Source organism: Kaistia algarum (genome assembly GCF_026343945.1).
Classification (GTDB): domain Bacteria; phylum Pseudomonadota; class Alphaproteobacteria; order Rhizobiales; family Kaistiaceae; genus Kaistia; species Kaistia algarum.
On the sequence record NZ_JAPKNJ010000003.1, the window covers coordinates 63,834 to 87,428 of the forward strand.

At 64.6% G+C, this 23,595-nt stretch carries 23 protein-coding genes; 8 read left to right on the forward strand and 15 right to left on the reverse strand.

All coding sequences use genetic code 11. The annotated features are described in order from the left end of the window. The 3 genes from OSH05_RS18620 (at position 1) to OSH05_RS18630 (ending at position 3,427) form a co-directional block, all read left to right on the forward strand. Positions 1-1,410 carry a virulence factor family protein gene (locus tag OSH05_RS18620; RefSeq protein WP_165801516.1) on the forward strand — a complete coding sequence of 470 codons (1,410 nt, stop codon included), beginning with the start codon at positions 1-3 and terminating at the stop codon, positions 1,408-1,410. A gap of 161 nt (positions 1,411-1,571) precedes the next feature. Then, complete coding sequence (locus tag OSH05_RS18625) at positions 1,572-2,297, forward strand: virulence factor family protein (protein WP_104218141.1); 726 nt, start codon at positions 1,572-1,574, stop codon at positions 2,295-2,297. A gap of 80 nt (positions 2,298-2,377) precedes the next feature. Further along, positions 2,378-3,427, forward strand: coding sequence for an endonuclease/exonuclease/phosphatase family protein (locus OSH05_RS18630; RefSeq protein ID WP_104218140.1), 1,050 nt, complete (start codon positions 2,378-2,380; stop codon positions 3,425-3,427). Between the two features lie 14 nt (positions 3,428-3,441). On the opposite strand, the gene OSH05_RS18635 is transcribed toward OSH05_RS18630, so the two are convergent. From OSH05_RS18635 to OSH05_RS18665, 7 genes are all read right to left on the reverse strand, one after another. Then, complete coding sequence (locus OSH05_RS18635; RefSeq protein ID WP_266352780.1) at positions 3,442-5,331, reverse strand: DUF2207 domain-containing protein; 1,890 nt, start codon at positions 5,329-5,331, stop codon at positions 3,442-3,444. 11 nt (positions 5,332-5,342) lie between these two features. Beyond that, on the reverse strand, positions 5,343-5,891 hold the full coding sequence (locus OSH05_RS18640) for a LemA family protein (protein ID WP_165801523.1): 549 nt from the start codon (positions 5,889-5,891) through the stop codon (positions 5,343-5,345). Between the two features lie 302 nt (positions 5,892-6,193). Next, a complete protein-coding gene (locus OSH05_RS18645) occupies positions 6,194-6,664 on the reverse strand; it encodes an HXXEE domain-containing protein (protein ID WP_104218138.1) in 471 nt (156 codons plus the stop codon). 79 nt (positions 6,665-6,743) lie between these two features. Then, positions 6,744-7,949: a lytic murein transglycosylase gene (locus OSH05_RS18650; RefSeq protein ID WP_104218137.1), complete on the reverse strand. Its 1,206-nt coding sequence runs from the start codon at positions 7,947-7,949 to the stop codon at positions 6,744-6,746. Positions 7,950-8,044: 95 nt separating this feature from the next. After that, positions 8,045-8,443, reverse strand: coding sequence for an MmcQ/YjbR family DNA-binding protein (locus tag OSH05_RS18655; protein ID WP_104218136.1), 399 nt, complete (start codon positions 8,441-8,443; stop codon positions 8,045-8,047). Positions 8,444-8,471: 28 nt separating this feature from the next. Next, a complete protein-coding gene (locus OSH05_RS18660) occupies positions 8,472-10,055 on the reverse strand; it encodes a peptide chain release factor 3 (protein ID WP_104218135.1) in 1,584 nt (527 codons plus the stop codon). A gap of 76 nt (positions 10,056-10,131) precedes the next feature. Continuing rightward, a complete protein-coding gene (locus OSH05_RS18665; protein ID WP_165801514.1) occupies positions 10,132-10,482 on the reverse strand; it encodes a DUF423 domain-containing protein in 351 nt (116 codons plus the stop codon). A gap of 84 nt (positions 10,483-10,566) precedes the next feature. Here OSH05_RS18665 and OSH05_RS18670 point away from each other — a divergent pair, with 84 nt between their 5' ends. Together OSH05_RS18670 and OSH05_RS18675 are read left to right on the forward strand one after the other, a co-directional pair. Further along, positions 10,567-11,409: an NAD-dependent epimerase/dehydratase family protein gene (locus OSH05_RS18670; protein ID WP_104218133.1), complete on the forward strand. Its 843-nt coding sequence runs from the start codon at positions 10,567-10,569 to the stop codon at positions 11,407-11,409. 25 nt (positions 11,410-11,434) lie between these two features. Continuing rightward, entirely contained in the window at positions 11,435-12,007 is a 573-nt protein-coding gene (locus OSH05_RS18675; RefSeq protein WP_104218132.1) for a TMEM175 family protein, read from the forward strand. Between the two features lie 9 nt (positions 12,008-12,016). Here the strand turns inward: OSH05_RS18675 and OSH05_RS18680 are convergent, their stop codons facing one another. Further along, a complete protein-coding gene (locus tag OSH05_RS18680; RefSeq protein ID WP_207778710.1) occupies positions 12,017-12,784 on the reverse strand; it encodes a glucose 1-dehydrogenase in 768 nt (255 codons plus the stop codon). Between the two features lie 184 nt (positions 12,785-12,968). Between OSH05_RS18680 and mgrA the strand changes: the two genes are divergently transcribed. After that, positions 12,969-13,976, forward strand: coding sequence for an L-glyceraldehyde 3-phosphate reductase (gene mgrA / locus OSH05_RS18685; RefSeq protein WP_104218131.1), 1,008 nt, complete (start codon positions 12,969-12,971; stop codon positions 13,974-13,976). A 12-nt stretch (positions 13,977-13,988) separates the two neighbouring features. On the opposite strand, the gene OSH05_RS18690 is transcribed toward mgrA, so the two are convergent. From OSH05_RS18690 to OSH05_RS18700, 3 genes are all read right to left on the reverse strand, one after another. Continuing rightward, positions 13,989-14,573 carry a hypothetical protein gene (locus OSH05_RS18690; RefSeq protein ID WP_104218130.1) on the reverse strand — a complete coding sequence of 195 codons (585 nt, stop codon included), beginning with the start codon at positions 14,571-14,573 and terminating at the stop codon, positions 13,989-13,991. After that, positions 14,570-15,217 (reverse strand): TerC family protein, encoded by a 648-nt coding sequence (locus tag OSH05_RS18695; RefSeq protein WP_104218129.1) that lies wholly within the window; start codon positions 15,215-15,217, stop codon positions 14,570-14,572. Before OSH05_RS18695 ends, OSH05_RS18690 begins: the two co-directional genes overlap by 4 nt. A gap of 123 nt (positions 15,218-15,340) precedes the next feature. After that, complete coding sequence (locus OSH05_RS18700) at positions 15,341-16,342, reverse strand: aldo/keto reductase (RefSeq protein ID WP_104218239.1); 1,002 nt, start codon at positions 16,340-16,342, stop codon at positions 15,341-15,343. 202 nt (positions 16,343-16,544) lie between these two features. Between OSH05_RS18700 and OSH05_RS18705 the strand changes: the two genes are divergently transcribed. After that, a complete protein-coding gene (locus OSH05_RS18705) occupies positions 16,545-17,393 on the forward strand; it encodes a GNAT family N-acetyltransferase (protein ID WP_104218128.1) in 849 nt (282 codons plus the stop codon). A 56-nt stretch (positions 17,394-17,449) separates the two neighbouring features. Next, positions 17,450-18,682, forward strand: a complete 1,233-nt coding sequence (locus OSH05_RS18710) for an SAM-dependent methyltransferase (RefSeq protein ID WP_104218127.1) — start codon at positions 17,450-17,452, stop codon at positions 18,680-18,682. Here OSH05_RS18710 and OSH05_RS18715 read toward each other — a convergent pair. The 4 genes from OSH05_RS18715 to OSH05_RS18730 are packed head-to-tail and all read right to left on the reverse strand — an operon-like array spanning position 18,679 to position 23,553. After that, positions 18,679-19,776 (reverse strand): DUF1513 domain-containing protein, encoded by a 1,098-nt coding sequence (locus OSH05_RS18715; RefSeq protein ID WP_266352784.1) that lies wholly within the window; start codon positions 19,774-19,776, stop codon positions 18,679-18,681. The two genes, OSH05_RS18710 and OSH05_RS18715, sit on opposite strands and share 4 nt — an antisense overlap. Positions 19,777-19,778: 2 nt before the next feature. Continuing rightward, positions 19,779-20,885, reverse strand: a complete 1,107-nt coding sequence (locus OSH05_RS18720; protein ID WP_104218126.1) for an imelysin family protein — start codon at positions 20,883-20,885, stop codon at positions 19,779-19,781. Next, a complete protein-coding gene (locus OSH05_RS18725; protein WP_266352786.1) occupies positions 20,882-22,099 on the reverse strand; it encodes a di-heme oxidoredictase family protein in 1,218 nt (405 codons plus the stop codon). The genes OSH05_RS18720 and OSH05_RS18725 overlap by 4 nt, the downstream gene beginning before the upstream one ends. Further along, on the reverse strand, positions 22,096-23,553 hold the full coding sequence (locus tag OSH05_RS18730) for a multicopper oxidase family protein (RefSeq protein ID WP_104218125.1): 1,458 nt from the start codon (positions 23,551-23,553) through the stop codon (positions 22,096-22,098). The genes OSH05_RS18725 and OSH05_RS18730 overlap by 4 nt, the downstream gene beginning before the upstream one ends. Positions 23,554-23,595 lie beyond the last annotated feature (42 nt).

Consider the following 23,595-nt stretch of genomic DNA (forward strand, 5'->3'; position numbering starts at 1 on the left):
ATGAAACTGGCCGCCATTTTCCTGGCGAGCTGCGTCGCCCTGCCGGCTATCGCTGATACCCCGGCTCCGGCTCCCATTGATCATTTCACGCCTGGCACCGTCACGACAGCGGATGCCGGCTTCCTTGGCAAGCCGAAAGTCTACCTGCCGACCGGCACGGTCACTGGAGCGGTGTTCCTGTTCTCGGATGCCAACGGCTGGGGAGCCGAAGAGGAGGCGGCCGCCGTCAAGATGCAGGGCGAAGGTGCGGCAGTCGTCGGCGTCGATACGGTGACGATGTTCGCCGCCCTTGAGCAGAACAAGACGGATGATTGCGTCTATCTCGTTTCAGACATCGAGGATCTGAGCCACCGGATCCAGCGCGGCCTCGGAACGCCCAACTACTTCTCGCCGATCGTTGCCGGTGTTGGTACGGCTGGCGCGCTGGGCCTTGCCATCGCGGCGGAAACTCCGGATGCGACCATGGGCCATACGGTCTCCATCGATCCGACCCTTGCCGTGCCGCTCCTCAAGCCGATCTGCACCGATGCCCCGCATGTGGCGGCCAATGGGGGTACGGTCTATGGCCTTGCCCAGGGCGATCTGACCAATCCGGTCGATGTCTACTTCACCTCCGCCGGGGCGCAGGATTCGAAAGACCATGTCGCGCTGCTGCAATCCCAGGGCTTCGCGATCAAGACCAAGGATGTCGACACCACGCCGTTCGACGCCCTCCAGGCTCGTCTCGACAAATTGCTGGCTCCGCCCACGGACGACAATCCGTTGGCCGACCTGCCGCTCGTTTCGCTGCCGGCCAAGCCGACCCACGGCACGATGGCTATCGTGTATTCCGGCGACGGCGGCTGGCGCGATCTGGACAAGTCGATCGGCGACGTCTTCCAGAAGGAGGGTGTCCCCACCATCGGCGTCGACTCGCTGCGTTACTTCTGGTCCAAGAAGACCCCAGAGCAGACCTCGGCCGATCTGGCGCGCATCATCAGCGTCTATTCCGAGCTGTGGGGCGTCAACCGGGTGATCCTCGTCGGCTATTCCTTCGGCGCCGACATGCTGCCGGCCGCCTATAATGGCCTGCCGATCGTCGAGAAGGCCCAGGTCGCGCAGATGTCGCTGCTCGGGCTTTCGGAGCAGGTCGATTATGAGATCTCGGTCGGCGGCTTCCTTGGCACGAGTTCGGGCGACGGCGCGACGCTGCCCGAATTCGCCAAGATCAAGCCGGCTCTCGTCCAGTGTGTCTATGGCGAAGAGGAAGACGACAGCGCCTGCCTCAAGCTGCAGAACACCGGCATCGAGATGATCAAGACGACCGGTGGCCATCATTTCGATGGCGACTATGAAGGGCTCGCGAACAAGATCCTCGACGGCCTGAAGCGGCGCGTCGCGCATACGGGTTATCCATTGGCGGAAAAATAACGGTCGCCGGCCGGGGACCGGCTTTTCCCGGCGACTTGGCGGCTCGGGTCGTACGAAGAAGCGTCGGCGACGGACGAGGGCGCCCTCATCCGTCATTCGGCCACTGCGGAAATCCGCCGGCTCGTTTTATCCTGGTCCGCCATGGGGCATGGCGTTCAAACATGGCTTTGGCGCGGAATCTCTCTGCGATCGTGCTGGCGATTGGTTGCGGCATCCTCTTGCGCGCTGATGCCCGCCACGCCTTGCCGGATTTACCGATCATCGTGATGCCGGTGCAGTCCCCGCGCAATACGATGGCGGTAGTCTATTCCGGTGATGGCGGCTGGCGAGATCTAGACCGGTCGATCGCCGGCATCTTTCAAAAGCGGGGCGTGCCGACCGTCGGAATCGATTCGCTGCACTATTTCTGGTCCAAAAAGACCCGCAAGCGCACCTCGGCCGATCTCGCGCGTATCATCGATCATTATTCCGGGCGATGGGGTGCGACTCGGGTCGTTCTCGTCGGTTATTCCTTCGGGGCGGACGTGCTGCCGGCTGCCTATGATCAGCTTCCGGCCAAGGAGAAGGCGAAGGTGGCGGAGATTTCCCTCTTGGGGCTGTCCGACCGGGCCGATTATGAAATCTCCGCGCGGGGCTTTCTCGGGCTTTCAGGCGATGTAGCGACACTGCCGGATATCTCGAAAATCCCGCCTTTGCTGGTCCAGTGCTTCTATGGCTCGGGCGAGGGCGACAGCGCCTGCTCGCGCCTGAAGGGGAGCGGCGTTGACGTTATCGAGACGGCGGGAGGCCATCATTTCGATGGTAACTACGAAGCATTGGCGATGCGCATCCTGGATGGCCTCGATCGACGGGTGGCCACGGCGCACTTTCCGGTCGCCGCCAGGTGAGACAGGCGGCGGCCCCGCTGATTGACGCGCTGCGTTGCAGTGCAGCATAAACGGCAGGTCGATGCTTGCCAGGAGTCGCCGTGAACGAAGCCGATCTCAAGGGTGTCACGGGGGGCGTTCGATCGCGTTCGCAGCCGAGAGGTGTCGTGATCTCGCATCTGCTGACCATGACCCGGTTCGGTTTCGACGCCATCGTGCTCGCCGCCCTCGTTTGTGTCGTGGCGGGCTATTTCGGTGCGACAGCGTGGCTGCTCGACATGGTAACGTTCTTCCGTCCGCATGTCGCGGCGCTGGCGCTCGGCTTGCTATTGCTGGCGCTATTGTCGCGGAGCCGGCCGCGAATGGTCGTCGGCGCGCTTGTCTTCGCGGCGGCCGCCTATCCGCTGATCGTGCCGTCCACTCCGATGGCAGATCCGGCGAAGATCGGTAACTTCCGGGTCCTCAGCACGAACATCATGGGTGGCGACAATGCCGATACCGAAGGGTATCGGCGACTGGTCGAGGCCGTTACGCCCGATGTTGTCGTGGCTCAGGAGGTTGTGCCGGAATGGCGACAAACGCTGAAGGGCCTCGCCGGCTATCCCTATTTCGCGGGCCCGGAATTTCGCGATGGAGAGAGTTCGGTGATGGTAGCCAGCCGCTATCCGATCCGCGCGTCGCGGCTATACTGGCGCGATCATCCCCAGCAGGATGCGGCGCTGGGCGCCATACCTCTGCGCGTCGAGATCCTCCGCCCCGGTGCGCAGCGCCCTCTCATCGTCTATGCCATACACCCGCCCACGCCGCGCTCCTACGTCGCGTGGAAGGCGCGCAACGTCTATCTCGACGAGATCGCCGCTCATGTCGCCGACGATTTGAAGGGCTCCGATGTTATCGTCGTCGGCGACTGGAACACGCCCTACTGGTCGCCGTTCTTTTCGAAGATGCTGGCCAAGGCCGGGCTTCGCGCCAGCGAGGGGGCATGGCCGGCGCCAACGCGTATCTTCCGTGAGTTCGGGGCACCGGATTTTCTCGGCTCGCCGATCGACCATGTCGAGGTATCGCCTTCGATCGGCGTCGTCGGGTTGAAGATCGGCGATGAATTCGGGTCGGACCATTTGCCGGTCATCGCCGATCTCGCCGTGCCGTAGCCTCGTTTTCGGCCTTACCAGCCCGATCCCCCGCCACCGCCGCCGCCCCCTCCTGAAGAGCCGCCGCCGCTGGATCCCGAGCTCGATCCCGGCGCGGTGGAAGCGGAGGCGACGGTCTGCGAAAGGCTGGAGCCGAGCTGCTCGACGAGGCTACCGACGTCGCGGTTGGAACTCGTTGCGTACCAATGTGCCACGGCCGCCGTTGCGCCGGCTGTCGCCAGGACGTCGGCAAATTTCGCCGCCCATGCGTTCTCGACATCGAGCGCCACCGCATAGGGCAGATAGCGCTCGAAGAGTTCGGGCGTCTTTTCCGGCGGGTGCAGGATGTCGAGACGGTGCTCTTCGGCGACGCCCAGATAGTGGCGGAAACCTTCGATCGCATCGCGAACCTTCTGCCCCTCGGGCGTCGGCGAGCGCATCCAGGAGAAGGCGGAAACGAGGACCGGGAGCAGCACGAACGGCAAAAGCAGGATGAGCGCATCGACGGGGCCGCGCATGGTTTCAAGATAGCCGACAATGCCGATGCCACCGAAGACGACCGCGAAGAGGCCCATGAACAGCCAGGTCGCAAGGCGGCCGAAGATCGATCCGCCGCTGCGGCCCTGATGAATAGCGATGCCAATGACGATGCCCGCCACGGACGCGAAGGCGAGGCTGAAGGCGACGGCACCGGCTCGTTCCGCTCCCATGGAATAGAAGCTCGCAACGACCGTTAGCCCATAGACCCCCAGCGTAATGACGACGCCCGCCGTGAGCCAGCCGGCGTTCCAGTGAAACACCGAGCCGGCATAGGCACTGGAGAGTCCCGATTGAAGCGCTGACTTCGCCGCGGAGAGGATCGCGTGGCTCGATTGCCGGAGCGGTACGGCGACACCGCGGCGGAAGAGGGCCGCCGCGGTGGCTTCCTCCTCCGCGGGCACTGCCTTGCCGCCCTGAAGCATCGACAGGGTCAGCAGCTTTCCGGTTTCGCTGAGCTTGAGCCGGCCATGGACGCCGAGATCGAGGATCGCGGCGGTGAAGGTTCGGTCGTCGAAATCCATCCGCGCGATATAGCGTGTCGCAGCGGCGGAGAGCCCGTCCGGCGGCGAGAACAGCGGGACCATCGTGCCGCGCGGCGGATCGCGTCCGACGACGTGCCAGGCGTGCACGAAATAGAAAATGCCGAGCAGCGTTCCGATCGTTGCGACAAGGGCACCCAGATTATCCTCGATCCACCAGAACGCCCGCTGCCCGCCGCTCGGCGGCGTGATGGCCCCACGCGCCCAGGCGGCGGCGACCGTGAGGCCGCTGCCGGGTGGGAGCGGCGCCGTGGTTTGGAAGACAATGCCGCCCGGTGTCTCGGAGGCGACCCGCGCATCCCTGCCGCGCGCGCCGGCGGGACCTGTGTAGAACGACTTTTGCAAGAACGGGATCGGATCCGGCAGCGTGATCCGGGCCTCGGCCACGTCGATCGGAAATGTCCAGTCCGTGCCGGTCGCGTTCCAGTAGAGCTCGTCATAATCAGCGAAGAAGCCGATCTGGCGGGTCGTGCGGTAGCGGATGACATATTCGTGCAATCCGTAGGGCACCAATATGTCTGCCGAGCCGATACGAATGCGCACGCCATTGCCGAGTGATTCGATCGCGTAGGGTTCGGCCACACCGTCGCGTTGCACCGACTGGACGTCGAATCCGACCACGATCGATGCGCCGTTTCGGTCCTGGTACACGGTGGGAAAATCGCGCAGGATGCCGTGCCGGACTTGGTCGCCCTCGGCGGTGATCCGGATCGTCTCGGCAACGTCCAGCGTGCCGTCGCGCTCGATGCGAACGTCGCTGACGAAGCGCTGGATGCGCTCTTCGGCCAGCGCCGGCGCGGTCCCGAAGACGATCAGAACGAAGAGGGCGAGGCGGCGCAGCATCATCGCTTCCGCGCTCAGAACGAAACCTTGGGCGGGATTTGGGCGGCGGCTCGGTCCTCTATCTCGTAGAAGGGCTCGGCGTGGAAGCCGAGCGCGCCGGCGACGAGCACCGCCGGGAACGACTGCACCGCTGTGTTCAGATCGCGCACGGTGCCGTTGTAGTAGCGCCGCGCCATCTGCATCTGGTCCTCGACCTCGGCGAGCTGGGTCTGGAGCTCGCGGAAATTCGCATCGGCCTTCAGTTCCGGATAAGCCTCGGCGATCGCGATCAGCCGTCCGAGCGCCCCGCTGAGCGCCTGATCCGCCGCTGCCTGGGTGGTGACATCCTTCGCTCCCATCGAGGCTGCCCGCTTGGCGGCGACATCCTCGAAGATGCCCTTCTCATGCGCGGCGTAGCCCTTCACCGTCTCGACGAGATTGGGAATCAGATCGGCGCGGCGCTTCAACTGCACATCGATGCCGGACCAGCCCTCGTGCACGAGGTTCCGCTTGGCGACCAGGCCGTTGTAGAGCGTGATGGCATAGATCGCGACGACGACGATGACGGCGAGAACGATCCAGATGGTCATGGCTTCCCCTTGTAGCTGCCGCTCAAACGATCCCCACTCTACGCCTTGCCGACTATGCGCGCTTGTTCCGTTGCTTCATGGCCGGTCCGATCACGATCAATCGAATTGCGATGCATTGCGGCATCGTTTAGCGGCCACACCTGACAGCGCATTTCGGCAGCAAGGCGGTCAACACCGGACGTTCGCGGCGTGACTATACCGCCGCGCCACGATCCGACTGTGAAGGGGCTCACAGGAAGCCCCGCGGAGCCGTCAAAGCAATGATCGGGCGACGGCCAAGATCGCTTCGAAACCAGTCAGGACTGCTGGAAATAGCGATGCGATCTCAGCTTGATCAGCGTGATGGGAAGCGCCATGAGTGCCGCGCCGCCGAGGAATGAAGCGATGAGTAGGCCGGTGGTAAGCGAGCCTTCCCTGGAAGCCTGCACGAATGTGCCGATCGCCGTCGGATAAAAGAGGACAACAGCCGTCGCGACGCCCGGCGAATAGCGTCCCTTCGTCCAGATGACGGGAGCTACGTGAAAGAAGGTCGCGTTGATGAGCAGTAGGGCGGCGTAGACCAGCGGAATGAGCGGCACGGTCGAGGCAAGTTCGCCCTGCACGATGCCGAGCGCGATGACGGCGCCGTTGGTGACGGCGAAATCGGCCCAGGTCACGGGAAGCTTGACGACGGCGCGGGCCCAGTCCCGCCAGTTCAGGAAATATTCCTCGCAGATGTGGATCGTATAGGCGCCCAGCGCCAGCCAGGCCCAATCGGAGAGCGACATTCTCGACCCCTTCGGCTTTCACGCACCATGATGGCCGCGCCCGGGGCGAAGCGCAACCCGTGAGATCGAGAACGATCGCCTATCCGCCGGAGCGCAAGCGATCGAGCAGGGCTTGATCCGGGAAGGAATCCGCCGGCAGGCCAAGTTCGATCTGCATCGCCTTCACGGCGGCGCGGGTGCCGGCGCCGATCGTGCCGTCGGCCTTGCCGACATCGTGGCCCCGCTTCGCCAGCAGCTTCTGCAATTCGACGACCTGCTTATAGTCCAGTTGCGTCGCGCCGCTGCCGCGCCCGAGCGGCGGCGCTCCGGCGAGACGGGTGGCGAAATAGGCCGCCGTCAGGGAATAAATGAAGGACTGGTTCCAGGCGAGATACACGTTGAAATTGGGGTAGGCGAGGAAGGCTGGCCCCTTGCGGCCCATGGGCAGGATCAGCGACGCCGGAAGGTTGGCCGGTCCGAGCTTCGAGCCTGGAGTCGCCGCGACGCCCATCTGCTGCCATACCGAGACGGGATGCGTAACGGTGAGATCCGCGTCTTTCCAATCGAGCTCGACCGGCACGCTCACTTCGGTAAGCCAGGGCTGGCCGCGCTGCCAGCCTTCATGGACGAGCAGATTGGCCGCCGAGGCGAGCACATCCGGCACCGACTTGATCAGGTCGCGCTTGCCATTGCCATCATAGTCGACGGCGAAATCGCGATAGTGCGTGGCCAGAAACTGAACTTGGCCGAGTTCACCGGCCCAGGGTCCCTTCATCTGCGCCGCCGTCAGGTCGCCGCGGTCGATGACCTGCAATGCCGCCATCAGCTGGTCGCGGAAGAGATCGGGCCGGCGGCAATCATAGGCGAGCGTCGCCAGAGAGCGCAAAGTCGGCATGTCGCCGAGATTGGCGCCGAAATCGGTCTCGAGGCCCCAGAATCCGACGATGACCGGCGCCGGGACGCCATAGTCCTTCTCGATGCGCGCGAAAATCTTGGCGTTGGCCTTGATCAACTGCTGGCCTTGCTGGAGGCGATACTTCGCCACCATGCGATCCGAGAACTGCAGGAAGCTCTGCGCGAACACCTTCTGCGCCCGGTCCTTGGCGACAACGTCGGGGGCGTAAGAGAGGCCGTCGAGCGCGGAGGAGACGGTGGAAGGCGAGACACCGCTGGCGATCGCCTGGCTCTCGAAGGATTTCAGCCAGGCCGGAAAACCAGACGGGTCGCTGCACCCGGCCGCCGAGGCCGCACCGCTCGCTGACGCCAAGAGAAGCGCCACGATCCATCGCTTAGCTACTCGTTGCATCCTATCCTCCGATGGTGGTTCGCCACAGACTCGTTGTCGCCACTATGACTTGTCGACGCCGGTCGTTCCATGATGCCGGTCGCAGAATTTGCGGTTCAGACCGACTTGCAATCGTTCGTGTCAGCGTGATGAGACCCGTCAAGGCCGCTTGGGCGATCCTTGTCGAAGGCAGCGACCAGCCGCCTGGTCGCCTGCATCCGCCAACAACGCTCCACGAGCGGCTGCAGCTGTTCTGAATTGGCCGCTGCGAGCCGAACCAGCACATAGGGATAACCGCGATAATGGTCGGTGATGAAGAAGACATCTGGCGCGAATTCGATCAGGAACCCACGCTCGCCTAGATCGCAGCGCATGGCAAACACGGTATCGTCATCACGGAGGCGACCCAGAAAGCGCTTGGCGACGACAAACGAGATCGTGCCGTGATGCGTACTCTCGGCGACGCCTGGAAGGGCCAGGAAGAGCCGGCGGAGGTCGTCAACATCAACGGGCATTGTAGCTCCGATGAACGTTCGCAGAGGGTCAGGCCGCCTGACGCTGATAGTCCTTGATCTCGCTGGCGGTGATCGCCGGCGAGCGATCGAGCTCGTAGCGGAGCTCGAAGGCCGAGGGTGCCATGAATACCGGCGCGCCGTCGAGATCGGCCGCCATCGACGAGCGGTGACGTTCGACGAAAGTCTCCAGCGCCAGTTTGTCAGCGCCGGTGATCCAACGGCAGACGGTGAAGCGCGACGGTTCGAAGTCGATCGGCAGACTGTATTCGACCTGCATACGCTCCTTCAGCACGTCGAGCTGCAACGCGCCAACCACGCCGATGATCGCCGGGGAGCCATCATGCGGCACGAAGACCTGCACGACGCCTTCCTCGGCCATCTGCTGCAGCGCTTCCTTGAGCTTCTTCGCCTTCATCGGATCCTGCAGCCGGATGCGGCGCAGGATTTCGGGCGCAAAGCTCGGCACGCCGCGGAAGACGAGATTCTCGCCCTCGGTCAGGGTGTCGCCGATGCGCAGCGTGCCGTGGTTGGGGATGCCCACCACATCGCCGGCAAACGCCTCGTCGGCGAGCAGGCGGTCCTGCGCAAAGAAGAATTGGGGGCTGGAAAGCGGGATCGGCTTACCGGTCCGGACCAGCTTCGCCTTCATGCCGCGCTCCAGCCGGCCGGAGCAGACGCGCAGGAACGCGATGCGGTCGCGATGGTTCGGATCCATGTTCGCCTGGATCTTGAACACGAAGCCCGACATTTTCGGTTCGGTCGGCTCGACAATCCGGCCCTCGGCCTGCTGCGGTCGTGGCGGCGGGGCGAACTCGGCCAGGGCGTCGATCAAGTCGCGGACACCGAAATTGCGCAACGCCGACCCGAAATAGACCGGCGTCAGATGGCCCTCGCGGAACGCGTCGCGGTCGAATCCGTTGGCCGCACCGGCGATCAGCTCGATCTCCTCGCGGAAAAGCGCCACGGCTTCGGGCGAAGTCATGGTGTCGATCAGCGGATCTTCCGGTCCGGAGACTTTCTGAACCTCGTTCTCGAGGTCGAGCCGGCGAACGGTTCGATGAACGATATCGTAGGTCCCGGCGAAGTCGCGGCCGCGGCCGATCGGCCAGGTCATGGGCGCCGTGTCCAGCGCCAGCGTCTTCTCGATCTCGTCGAGAAGTTCAAACGGATCGCGGCTCTCGCGGTCGAGCTTGTTGATGAAGGTGACGATCGGGATATCGCGCAGGCGGCAGACTTCGAAGAGCTTTCGCGTACGAGCCTCGATGCCCTTCGCCGCGTCGATCACCATGACCGCGGAATCGACGGCCGTGAGCGTGCGGTAGGTGTCCTCGGAGAAGTCCTCGTGGCCGGGCGTATCGAGCAGGTTGAAGATGGCGCCGCCATATTCGAACGTCATCACCGAGGTCACGACGGAAATGCCGCGCTCGCGCTCGATGTTCATCCAGTCGGAGCGGGTCTGGCGGCGGTCGCGCTTGCCCTTCACCTCGCCCGCGAGCTGGATCGCGCCGCCGAGCAGCAGCAGCTTCTCGGTCAGCGTCGTCTTGCCCGCGTCGGGGTGCGAGATGATGGCGAAGGTCCGTCGGCGTTCGACGGGTCCGGTCGAGGCGTCCATTTGTATCGTCTTTAAGCGGCTATCGGAGTGGCGCATCAGATAGACGAGCCGGCGCCGAAAGGCCAGAGCCGAGCGTTCAGCGCTTGGCGAGGACCGCCGCCACGACGAAGCCGAGCCAGCCGAGGATCATGACTGTACCGCCGATCGGGGCGATGAAGGCCAGGGCGGCGCTGCCGGTCAGATCGTGAAAGGCGAGCGATCCGGCAAAGGCGAGGAGCCCGGCCGCGATCACCCAGCCGACGATGGCGAGGAGCCGCCCGCCGAAACGGCCAAGGAGGCCGATCGTCAGCAGCGCCGGCGCCTGCGCCATGGCGATTGAGCCTGCCGTCGCCATGCGCTCGGCGCCGGGAATATGCGAGCCGGCGGCGGCGAACGCGACGCCGATCGCGCCCGCGAGGCCGGCGGCGGCAACGAGACTTCTGTTCATCGAAAGCATCTCCATGGGTGGCGCCGGAGGCAAGGCCGGCCTAGATTCGGATTTCAGCTTAGGCGAGACGATAGGGAGAAGACGATGATTGTCGTAACGGGAGGAAGCGGCCTTGCCGGCCGTGCCGTGGTCAAGGATCTCGTGGAACACGGTTATGATGTGACGTCCATCGACATGGCGCCGCAGCCGGCCGGGCAGGGCGTGCGCTTCTCACGCGCCGACATCACCGAATATGGCCAGGCGGTCGCGGCGCTTTCGGCGATCGACGAGCGCGTCGCCAAGGTTACGGGCATCGTTCATCTCGCCGCGATCCCGGCACCGGGCCTTGCGCCGAACCATGTGATCTTCGAGACCAATATGATCTCGACCTACAATATCTTCGAAGCGGCCCGCGTTCTCGGCATCCGCAATGTTGTCTGGGCGTCGAGCGAAACGGTGCTCGGCCTGCCATTCGAGACGCCGCCGCCCTATGTTCCCGTCGACGAGGAATATCACGCGCGGCCGGAGACGGCCTATTCGCTGTCCAAGTATCTCTCCGAGGCGATGGCGGAGGAATTCTGCCGCTGGGATCCCTCGTTCAAGATCTTCGGCCTCCGCTTCTCCAACATCATGGCGCCGGAACGCTATGCCGAGTTTCCCGGCTTCGACGCCGACCCCAAGCTCCGGAAATGGAACCTCTGGGCCTATATCGATGCTCGCGACGCGGCGCAGGCCGTCCGCCTCGCGCTCGAATCGCCTCTGAAGGGCGCCGAAGCGTTCATCATCGCCAATGAGGACGGCGTGATGGGGCGCCCCAACGATGAGTTGCTCGACGCCGAATTCCCGGGCGTTCCCCGGAAGCGGTCCTTCGCGCCGCATGAGACGCTGCTTTCGATCGAGAAGGCCAAGCGCATGCTCGGCTACAAGCCGGCGCACAATTGGCGCTAGTTTCGCGATCCGTGGAGCAGGGTGAATGGGCAAAGGCCGCATTGAGGCGTTCAGCGACGGCGTCATCGCGATCATCATCACGATCATGGTGCTGGAGTTGCACGCGCCGCACGAGACGACGTTGGCCGCGCTCGTGCCGGAGATCCCGATTTTCCTGAGCTATGTGCTCAGCTTCATCTTCGTCGGCATCTACTGGAACAACCACCACCACCTTTTTCATGCGGTGAAGAGCGTGAGCGGTCCGGTGCTCTGGGCCAATCTGTTCCTGCTGTTCTGGCTCTCGCTCATTCCATTCGTTACCGCGTGGATGGGCGAAAACCACCTGGAGGCCGTGCCGGTGGCGCTTTATGGCGCTGATCTGCTGATGTGTGCCTTGGCCTATTCGGTGCTGCTGCATTTCCTGCTGAAGCACGAAGGGGCCGCGTCGACGCTTGCTCTCGCCATCGGCCGTGACCTCAAGGGCTATGGCTCGCTGGTCATCTATCTGGCCGGCATCGCCAGTGCGTTTGTGAACGTCTATCTCGCGATCGCCCTCTACCTCTTGGTTTCGGTGATCTGGTTTGTTCCGGACCGGCGCATCGAGAAGCGGATCGGCTGAGCGGTCCGATCAAACGACCGCCGTTACCCCGCCATCGACATAAAGGATGTGGCCATTGACGTAGCTTGAGGCCTCGGAGGCCAGGAAGATCGCGGCGCCGGCGAGTTCCTCCAATTCGCCCCAGCGCCGCATCGGCGCGCGCTGGACGAGCCAGGCATGAAAGCTCTCGCTCTCCACCAGGGCCTTGTTGAGTTCGGTCTTGAACCAGCCGGGGCCGATGCCGTTCACATTGATGCCATGGGCGGCCCATTCGGCGCACATGGTCTTGGTCAGCATCTTCACCGCGCCCTTGGAGGCGGCGTAGGGCGCGATGGTGGCGCGGCCGAGTTCGCTGGTGACCGAGCAGATGTTGATGACCTTCCCCCGCCCGCGCGGGATCATTTTGCGCGCCACCGCCTGGCCGACGATGAAGGGCGCATCGACATTGGTCTCGATTACGCGCCGGAACTCCTCCAACGGGAAATCGACCAGCGGCATGCGCTTTTGCAGGCCGGCATTGTTGACCAGGATGTCGATCGGGCCGATTCCCTTTTCGATCTCGTCGACGGCGCTCCTCACACCCTCCGGATCGGTCACGTCGAAGGCGATTCCGCTCGCCATGAGACCCTCGCCGCGAAGCTCGCCGACCGCCGCCTCGACCGCCTTCGGGTCGCGGCTGTTCAGCACGACACTTGCACCGGCCTCGGCGAGGCCACGGGCGATGGCGAGGCCGATGCCCCGGCTGGAGCCGGTGATAAGGGCTGTGCGCCCCGTCAGATCGAAAAGCGTCGTGGCCATGTATTCCTCCCGGCTCTTGTGACCATCGTTTCTAGAAGCTGGCGAGCGTCTTGGATAGTTCGTCATCGTCGTGGATGCCTTGACCGGAGCCGCGCCGCGGCGCAATGGCTATACGATTGAATCGATCCATTCTCATTCGGGCGTGCCGCTCCGTTGCAGGCCTGTCCATCCGGGAGACGCCACCATGGTCTATGTCGCCGCCGACGATCGCTATGATCGGATGAAGTTCAACCGTGTCGGCCGTTCAGGGTTGATGTTGCCGGCGATCTCGCTCGGGCTGTGGCACAATTTTGGCTATGACGGCAAAGTCGAGACGATGCGGGCGATGTGCCACCGCGCCTTTGATCTTGGCATTACCCATTTCGATCTCGCCAATAATTACGGCCCGCCTCCCGGATCCGCCGAGGAATTCTTCGGCACGATGACGACCGGCGACTTCAAGCCCTATCGCGACGAACTGATCATCTCGACCAAGGCCGGATGGCGCATGTGGCCCGGTCCCTATGGCGAATATGGCAGCCGCAAATATCTGTTCGCGAGCCTCGAGCAGAGCCTGAAGCGGATGCAGCTCGACTATGTCGACATCTTCTATTCCCACCGCTTTGACGCCGATACGCCGCTTGAGGAGACGATCGGCGCGCTCGATTCGATCGTGCGGCAGGGCAAGGCGCTCTATGTCGGCATTTCGAGCTACAGCTCGGCCCAGACCCGCGAGGCGGCGGCGATTGCCCGCGACCTCGGTACGCCCATCATCATCCACCAGCCGCGCTATTCGATGCTCGACCGCTGGACCGAGCGCGACCATCTGCTCGATACGCTGGAACAGGAGGGCATGGGCTGCATCGTGTTCTCGCCGCTGGAGCAGGGCGTGTTGTCGGACCGCTATCTGAAGGGCATTCCGGCCGATAGCCGCGTCCGCCATTCGCATTTCCTGCAGGAGAGCTCGCTGTCCGAGGCTAACCTCTCCCGCGTTGCGTCGTTGAACACGATCGCCGCAAGCCGCGGCCAGAGCCTTGCGCAAATGGCGCTTTCCTGGGTGCTGCGCGATCCGCGCATGACCTCGGCCCTGATTGGCGTCAGCCGCGTTTCGCAGATCGAGGATGCCGTGGCGGCTCTGGACAAATCGGATTTCAGTGACGAGGAACTGGCCGATATCGACGCATACGCCATCGACGGCATGCTGAAGGGCTAAAAGCCGATCGATTCAGCCCGTCGCCAGGCTCATCCGCAGCCAGAACTGGCCGTAGAAGACGACCCAGAACAGAAGGAGCCCGAGCGCCTTGCGTGGCGGGCTCATTCGCCGGCCGATCCACCCATCGGCGACGGCGACTGCGGCGCTCGCCAGCACGAAGCGGACAAGCCGGACCGGAAGGCTTGCCGCCAGAAACCATGCGAGCGGCGTCATCTGCTGGCCGGCACCAACCGCGAAGATCTTGTAAGGAACGCCGGTAAACGACCCCGTCAGCATGCCGAACGGCCAGTATGGCGCCGCCATCGTCGCCATTCCGCGTTCGATCAGCCCAGGCGTTAGCAAGGGGACTGCGTTCAGAACATCCAGCGCTGCCGGCGGATCGTTGGTCGCGAGAACCCAGAGATAGGCGCCGCCGCAAAGGGCTCCGGTCGCAGCCGCCACGCTCGCGAAGATGGCCGTCCGGAAGCCGAAGCGCAGCGCAATGAAGGTGAGCAGCACATCGGCGACGACAAAGAACCAGGTGCTTTCGGCCACGCCCCACAGGAAAGCCGCGAAGATCGCAAGGGCGGCAGGGCCGCGCCAAGCGCTATTCGTCAAAATGCTCCGACCGCATCAGCAAAGTGGAACATCTCCAGCCCTCCATCCCAAACCATGCGCAGGGCGACGTAGGCGATGACGGCCAAGCCGACATAGGCGATCCAGGGCGCGCGCTTCAGGATGTTGGCGACGAAATTAGCGGCGATACCCATGAGAGCCACCGAGAGTGTCAGGCCCACGATCAGCACCCAGGTATGTTCTCTGGCCGTACCGGCGACCGCCAGCACGTTGTCGAGCGACATCGAGACGTCGGCGACGATGATCTGCCACAGCGCCTGGCCCAGCGTCTTGCCGCCGGTGGCGCCCGCTGGAAGATCGGCATCATGGTCCAACGCCGCATGATGGTCGCTGTTGCGGATCTCTCGCCATAGCTTCCAGCATACCCAGAGCAGCAGGATTCCGCCGGCAAGCGTCAGGCCGATGACGCCAAGCAGCTTGGTGGCGAAGAAGGCGAAGATAATGCGAAGCCCTGCGGCGGCGCCGATGCCGAGGATGATCGCCTTTCGGCGCAGTTCGGGAGGCAGGCCCGCGGCGGCCATGCCGACGACGATCGCATTGTCGCCGGCCAGGACGAGATCGATCATCACGACCGTCGCGAGGGCGAGCAGTTCGGAGCCGATCAGGTTTGAAGAGAGAAATTCCATCGTCTAGGAGACCTCGCGAACGCTGCGGCGCATCTGGGGTTTCGCCCGGCAAATATCCAGAGGACGCGTCGGGGGCGTGACAGTGGGTCGCCCCCGCGCATATCGCGCCGCAACTTCCGCGGGTCAAGCCGGCAGTGGCGATTCCGGATCGATCAGGCCCTCGTTGCGCAGATCCGTCCAGAGCGACGCCGGAATCGGCTGGTTCCACCAGCCGACGATCTGATCGAGTTCAGCCGCGGTGCGGGGGCCGGGAATGACGCTCGACACAATCGGGTTGCCGATGACGAAGCGAAGCGCCGCAGCGGGAAGCTCGACGCCATGCGCGTCGCAGACCCGCGCGATGGCGTTGGCGCGGTCCATGATCGCCTGCGGTGCGCGCGCATAGTTCCAGGTGTCGCGGCCGGCGAGGATGCCGGAATTGAACGGCCCGCCAAGGACGATGGTCGTGCCCGCCTTCTGGCATTTCGGGAACAGGGTATGGAGCGGCTCCTGTTCCAGCAGCGTGTAGCGCCCGGCGAGCAGGAAGGCGTCCCACTGGCCGTAATCAAGGGCCTCGGCGAGTACCTGCCATTCATTGACGCCGATGCCGATCGCCTTGACCGCGCCCGAGGAACGCAGTTGGTCCATCGCCTTGTAGCCGCCATCCATGGCGATCGGGAAGTGATGCGCCTTCCCGGCCTCGCCCAGCGTCTCGGTGCTGACGTCGTGCATCAGCAGGAGGTCGATATGGTCGAGGCCGAGGCGCTGCAGGCTGTCCTCGAAGGAGCGCATCACCCCGTCATAGGAATAGTCATAGACCTGCTCGAAGGGCAGCGGGTCGACCCACTGGTCTTCCGGTCCGCGCGGCGTCACGCGAGGCTTGAGCAGGCGTCCGACCTTGCTGGACAGCGCCCAACCGGAATGTGGGCGCAGGCTGTCGCCCATGATGCGCTCGGCCTTCCCGTAACCGTAGAAGGGCGCCGTGTCGAAATAGCGGATCCCGAGTTCGAAGGCGTGCGTGACCATGGAACGGGAATCGGCGTCCGAGATCGGCGGGCGGACATTGCCGCCCAGCGTGGCCGAGCCAAGGCCAAGCGTTGAGAGCTGCAGACCGGTGCGGCCGGCGGCGCGGGTCTCGAAAGGCATGCTGTTCTCCTGGGCGCGGTCGGCGCGCAAATGTCTCGACGGTATTGGGCGAGAGGGCGGGTTTCCGGATAGAGCTCTTGATTTCGCTGGCGAATGTGGCCCTTAGACGAGAGGTTAGCCGTTCACGTCGTCCTGTTTCAAGCGGCTCGCCGCTACAAGCTGTCGCCGATGGGCTAAACGGTGCGCTCAACGGGAGGGAGACATGTCCAAGGAATTTACGGTTCGCACGATGGGGCCGAACGAACTGGACATCACCCTCGGCTGGGCAAAGGCGGAAGGTTGGAACCCGGGCTGGGGTGACCGCGAGCCGTTCCTCGCAGCAGACGTCGGCGGCTTCCTGATGGGCTTCCTCGGCGAGGAGCCGGTCACCGCTGTTTCGGTCGTGCGCTATGGCGAGAGCTTCGGCTTTCTCGGCTTCTACATCTGCCGGCCCGACCAGCGCGGCAAAGGCTATGGCTGGCGAACCTGGCAGGCGGGACTGACGCGGCTCGAAGGACGAACCATCGGCCTCGACGGTGTCGTCGCACAGCAGGCCAATTATGCCCGCTCCGGCTTCGGGCTGGCCCATCGCAATATCCGCTTCGGCGGTCGGCCGGATCTGGATTCGCTCAGGGATCCGGGAATCGTCGAGATCGGGCCGGGGCTGTTCGATGCGGTTTCCGCCTATGATCGGGGGTGCTTTCCCGCCGGGCGTACCGCCTTTCTGCGCGCCTGGCTGGATGGGCAGGGTGGAAGACGCAGTCTTGCCCTCGTGGAGAATGGCGAGGTGCGAGGTTTCGGCACGATCCGTCCAGCGGTTTCCGGCTACAAGATCGGGCCGCTCTTTGCCGATGGCGAGAACGAGGCGGACCGGTTGTTCGCCGCGCTGGCAGCCGGGGCCGAACGAGACATCGTCTTTCTGGATTGCCCCGAGCCCAATGCGACCGCGCTGGCCCTGGCGGCGAGGCACGGATTGACACCGGCCTTTGAAACCGCCCGGATGTATCGTGGATCGGCACCTTCGCTGCCGCTTTCGCGCATTTTTGGCATCACCAGCTTCGAACTCGGCTAGGCAGGCGGCGATTCCGGCGCTAACCCTCGCCTTGACCAAACCGGCAAGGGAATCCGATGCGCCTTCTTCCTCATTTGCTCCAGCGCTTCGTTCAGAAGGGACGGCTCACGGTCGCCTTTGCCGATGGATCCCGACAGAGCTTCGGCAGCGGCGTCGACGGGCCGATCGTCGCGATCCGCCTCACCGACAAGGCGGTGGAGCGCGAGATCTTCCTCAATCCGGAACTGAAGGTCGCCGAGGCCTATATGGACGGTCGCCTCGTCGTCGAGGATGGCGGGAAGGTCTTTGATCTTCTGTTGCTGTTCTCCGTCAACCGCTCGGGCCTTGCCGCCCATCCGGTGCAGAAAGCGCTCCGCGCCGTCTGGAAGAAATTTCGCCGCCGTCAGCAGTCGAACAAGCTCGGCGGCGAGGCTTCCAGCAATATCCGCTACCATTACGACATTCCGCCGAAATTCTACCGGCTCTGGCTTGATGAGACGATGACCTATTCCTGCGCGTATTATACGTCGCCGGATGTCGGGCTGCATCAGGCACAGATCGACAAGCTTCGCCATATCGCGGCGAAGCTGAAGCTTGAGCCCGGCATGCATATCGCCGAGATCGGTTCTGGCTGGGGGGCGCTCGGGACGTTCCTGGCTCGCAACTACGATGTAAAGGTCACGTCGGTGACGCTGTCGCCCGAGCAGCTTGCGGTTGCGCGCGAGCGGGCCATCGCCGAAGGCGTCGCCGACAAGGTGACCTTCCTCGAGAAGGACTATCGCGAACTCGAGGGCACCTATGACCGCGTCGTTTCCATCGCCATGATGGAAGCCATCGGCATCGACAATTTCGACAATTACTTCTCCGGCATCAAGAAACTGACCAAGCCCGGCGGCTTCGCGCTGGTCCATTGCATCGGCCGCATGTCGCCGCCCGGCACGACGGCGCCGTTCATCCGCAAATACATCTTCCCCGGCGGCTATGTGCCGGCGATGTCGGAGGTCTTCGCCTCTCTGGAGCGGACCGGAACCTGGTGCGCCGACTGCGAGAGCCTGCGCCTCCACTATTATTGGACCATCCGCGACTGGCGCCTCGCCTATGAAGCGAAGCGGGCCGAATCCGTCGAGATGATGGGCGAGCGCTTCTGCCGGATGTGGGACTTCTATCTGGCCTCGGTCGAGCTCGGCTTCCTGCACGGCTCGAATTTCGTGTTCCAGATCTTGATCTCCGACAAGCGCGACGATGTCCCGGTCATCCGCGACTACATCGTCGACGAGGAGCGGCGGCTGGCAAGCATCGGCGCCGTCTAGCCCAAGCGCCTCAAATGATTGTCGAAATGGAACTCTCGGCGCGCGAGCGCCGTGGGCTCGCCTCCATCTTCCACATCGATCAGGATTCCGTCGCCTGATGTGGCCAGGAAGTGATGGCCTTCCCGTCCCGAAAGGCCGCAGCCATCGCGGAAGGGGCGGGCAGCGAGCGGCGTTGCTTTTTCCGCGTCCCAGATGAAGACGGCACCGCCGATCGGTGACGAGGTCGCGATCCGCGTGCCGTCGCGGCTGGCGACGACCGAGCCGATATAGTTGCGCGCCATCCTGGCCCAATCTTCCGGGAACGACATCAGCGTTGCTTGGTCGTTGCTGTCGATCCGGCCGACGAGGGATGGCTTTTCCTGGCGGTTTCCCTCCCACTGGCAGCCGAACCAGAGATTGCCGCGACCATCGAAGCTCATATGGCGCATGGAGAGGCGGTTGAGCGAGGCGGGAAGGGTCGTTTCAGCAATCCGGTCGCCCCTTTCGCGGTCGATTTTCACGATCGAGGGGCGCATCGCGGCGAGGTCGAGCTTCTGGCGACCAAAGTCCGGATGAGTGACGATGCCGCCATTGGCGACGATCAGCGAGGCCCCGTCCGGCGACAGCAGGATCTCGTGCGAATCGACGCCGCCGGTTTCGAACTCGCCGATCCGGACGAAGCCGCCCGTCGCATCATAGATCCCGACGACGCCACGGGGGCTGTCGCCGGCAAAGTCATTCTCCGTCGCATAGAGCAGCTTGCCATCTGCTGAGAAGACACCATGGCCGAAGAAATGGTGGCCCTCGGGCGGGCGCAGCGTCGCGAGCGGCGTGAGACTCGGGACGTCGATGACCAGCGCGAAATAGCCGGGCCGACGGGCGAAGACGACGACCCGCCGATTGACGCTGTCGGTAGCGATATCGTGGCCGCGGCCCTCCAGGGGCAGCCGGCCCAGTTCGCGCCCATCCTCGTCCATCAACAGGGCGGCATGCTGGCGAGGGCCGGTGCGGACGGAGCTGATGAAGACGGGCCCATCCGCCAAGCCACCGCCTGGCTTTATCCGCGGCAGGATCGCGGTAAGCAGGCGGGCGGCAAGGGGGCGAAGCGCCGTCATGATCAGTCGCCGTCCAGCGCGTTGAAGCCGGGCGAGATACCGGCGGCGACGGGGAAGGAATAGTTGTAGATGTCCTCGACCTTCTTCAGCACGTCGAAGCCGACGCGCAGCTTGTCATAGCTCGCCTTGGTCTGCAGCGCCTTGGTCCAGTCATCGCCGACATCCAGCGACGTCTCGAAGGTCGTGAGCGCCGTGTCGGTCTCGGCCTTCAGCGCCGTCTGTTCCTTCGGCGCCAGACTCAACAGGTCGGAATCCTGGACGAGATTGCCGATAGCGACGGCAGAGGCGCGCAGATAGGGCAAGGTCATCCCCGATCGGACGAAGACGCCGCGCGCCGGCTTGGCCGCGTCGAAGGATTTGCCGAGTGCCGGCAGAAGGCGCTGGTCGCGTAGTTGCAGCGCACCGACACCGATCGATTTCAGGATCTCGACCACCGGCTCGGTGACGTCGCGATAGACGATGTTGCTGCCACCGGGCGAGAGCATCAGCGCTTTCCAGCCATCCGCCTTGGTCCAGCCCTCCAGCGTCTCGGCGGCGATGGCGTCGAGGTTTTCGGCGATGCGGACGGCAAGCTGGCAACGATAGTCGAGCGATTCCGTGGCGCTTTCGCTGGCCCAGAGGAGGCTCTCCAGCACCGGCAGGCCCTGGACCGCGGCGGAGAGCTTGGCGACCGCGCCCGGCTGAAGCAGCGCCGGATCCGGCTCGGCGAGGATCTTGCGCAATTGCCGCGCGCCGGTTCCATGCGGATCGGGCAGGAAGGAGAAGCGCTCATGGCGGCCTTGCTCGGCGATCGGGCCGAAGCGGAAGAAATCGACGCCGGCCCACGCGAGCAGGACCGCCTCGAACGCCGCTGTAACCTCGGCCGAGGGCGTCGCGGAGGGCGCCTTGCAGCTTTCGGCGAGCACCTTGGCGAGAACCGCGGTGCTCTGCTTGAGCGTGCCATAAGCGGGCAGGATATAGGCGTCGATCGACTTCGCCGTCACGGCGCGGAAGGCCGCCTCGTCGATGACCGGCGGCGTGTCGAACTGCGCCTGCTGGCGCGCGAATGCCTTGCCGGCCAGCATCATCAACGGCGAGAGCAGGAAGAGGCGCTTGGTGATGGCGATCATAATGTTTCCAGATAGGCGATCAGCGCAGCCCGGTCATCCGGGGATAGAGCCATGAAACGGGAGCGGGCCGCCTCGGCCTCCCCTCCGTGAGCGGAGACGGCGTCCGCGATCGTCGCAGCCCTTCCGTCGTGAAGATAACGCCGATCGGGCGCACGGCGAACGGAAAGCGTCAATAAGGGAGCCGTGCGCCATTCCGATGACAACGCGCCCGGCTCGGCGACACCATCGTCCAACCCGGGGCCCATATCGTGCAGCAGCAGATCGGAGAAGATCCTGACCGTCCCGCCGCCCATGGCAGGCATGTCCGGCACGTGGCAGGCGGCGCAGCCGGTCGCGGCGAACAGGGCCTCGCCACGGGCATCGGGAACCGGCGCAGGTGCCTTCAGGCCATCGATATAGGCGGTGAGGAGGCCAATCATCTGGTTCGAGATCTCCTCGCCGTCGAAGCTGGCGTCCCGCCCGTTCGGTGCCGCGAGGCAGTCGGGCTCGGCCTTCGTGCAATCGCCATAAGGATGGGGAAAGAGCGGGCTCGACATGCCGATATCAAGGCCGAAGGCGTCGGCCGTCTGCGCCGCGATGGTCGGCGCCGCCGCCTTCCAGCCATAGCGGCCGAGCTGTCGCTTGCCGTCGCGCGTCACATAGCGGGGCCGTCCGGAGGGGCCGTCGCCAGCGGCGCGCTGCTCCGCGGCGATCCGTTCGACCGCCGCTTCGTCGACCGCGCCGAGCGCGCCGATGCCGCGTAGCGCTGGAGCCTGGCGCACGCTCATATGCGTCGTCGCGGCCAGCGGCCCCCGCTCGGGCGTGAAGCTCGGCGTCACGCGTGGCGGATTGCCTCCGAGGCGATAGGCGACACGGCCCTCGCTGACGATGCCGGTTACCGATCGCGGCTGGATCTGGCGACCATAGGTCGGGTCGGGATTGCCTTCGACATCGCCGAGGCGCACGGCAAGGCCGCGATCCGTGATCGACCCGTCCGAGGTCACGAGGATCGAAGCGGAAAGCGCGGTGCCGCTATGGCAACTGGCGCAGCTCTTCTCGTTGAAGAGGGGACCGAGGCCGTCATTCGCCTTGGTGGAGGAGGGGGCCTGGACCCACATCCGATGGAACAGCGCCTTGCCAAGCGCAAAGTCGAGCCCGTGATCGGGCGATCCCGCCAGAACGCTCCCCGCGAACACGATGGACGCGCTGGCGGCCAGGGCGGCGAGGCGGATCACGCGACGTCGTACCAGCCCATCATGCCGGTCTCCTGATGCTCGATGATGTGACAGTGCATCATCCAGCGACCCGGATTGTCGGCGACGAAGGCGACGTCGATCTTCTCGTTCGGCAGCAGCAGGACGGTGTCGGCAAAGTGCGGCGGCAGCACCCGCTTGTTCGATCCCAGAACGGTCCAGGAATGGCCGTGGATATGGATCGGATGCATTTGCGGCGTCGCGTTGCGAAGCTGCATGCGATAGCTGCGGCCGCGTTCCAGGCGCACCAGTGGCGGCGGCAGCTTGTCCATGCCGGTGCCCGGCCAGGACGACTGGTTGATCGCCCAGAGATTGGCGGCCGACAGGCACAGCGACCCCAGCGGCAGGCCGTCATCGCCGGCCGCGGCGGCGACGCTGCTGCCGGTCGCGGTTGCCGAGAAACTGAAGGGAATGGTCTCGGCAGCCTCGAGGTCTGGCTTGGCGATCCGCGCGGCGGCGAGCGGCGCCGGGTCGAAGTCACCGGTCCGCCTCGGCGCGCCATGGGCGGCGAAACGGGCGAGCGGCACGGGCTTGGCCGCGAAATAATCATAGAGCGTCGCGGTGCCGCCATCGGCCGGCGTACGGATGACCACATCGATCCGCATGGCTGGGCCCATCTTCCAGGAACGGAGCGGGAAGGGGGCGCACGCGAGGCCGTCGATCGCGACGACCGCCGCCTCCGCGCCCTCGATCCCAACCTCGGAAATGCGGGTGGCATCGACATTGATGATGCGCAGCCGCACATCCGCGACGGCGGGGAGCGGAATTTCGGGGTTGGTGGCGCCGTTGACGCTGCGAACCGTGCCGAAGCTGCCGGCGCGGCCGGCACCGGCGAGCGTCAGGAACGGAAGGAAGGCGCTTCTCGCCTCATCCAGCCGCCAGTCGCGCAGGACGACGAGCTGGTCATGGTCATAGGGCTCGGGCGCGTCGCCATCGATGATCAGGATGCCGGCGAGCCCGCGGCCGAGCTGTTCCACGGTGTTGCAATGGGTGTGGAAGAAGAAGGTGCCGGTATCGGGCGGCACGAAGGAATAATCATAGCTGGCGCCGGGCTCGACAGGCGGCTGCACCAGATAGGGCACGCCGTCCTGGTCGTTCGGCAGGCGGATGCCGTGCCAGTGGATCGAGACATGCTCGCCCGGCCTGGTCAATCCATTGACGAGGTGCGTATCGAGTCGGTCGCCGAGATTGAGGCGTACGACCGGCGGCAGGGCCTGGTCGGCAAAGGTCCAGAGCGGCAGGTCATGGCCATCGAAGCAGGGCAGCGACAGGCTGTGCTCCTTCGCGATGAGATCCAGCCTCACCACCTTTTCGTCGCCGGGACGCGCCACGGGAGCGAGCGGGCGGGTGAAGGCCCTTGCGCCGCTGGCGTTGCCGAGGAGCGCGGTTCCGGCCAGTCCAGCCGCGCCGGAGAGCAGCGTGCGACGCGAAATCATGATCGTCCGCCTGTGAAGCGAGGTCCCGGCCGCCCCCCGGCC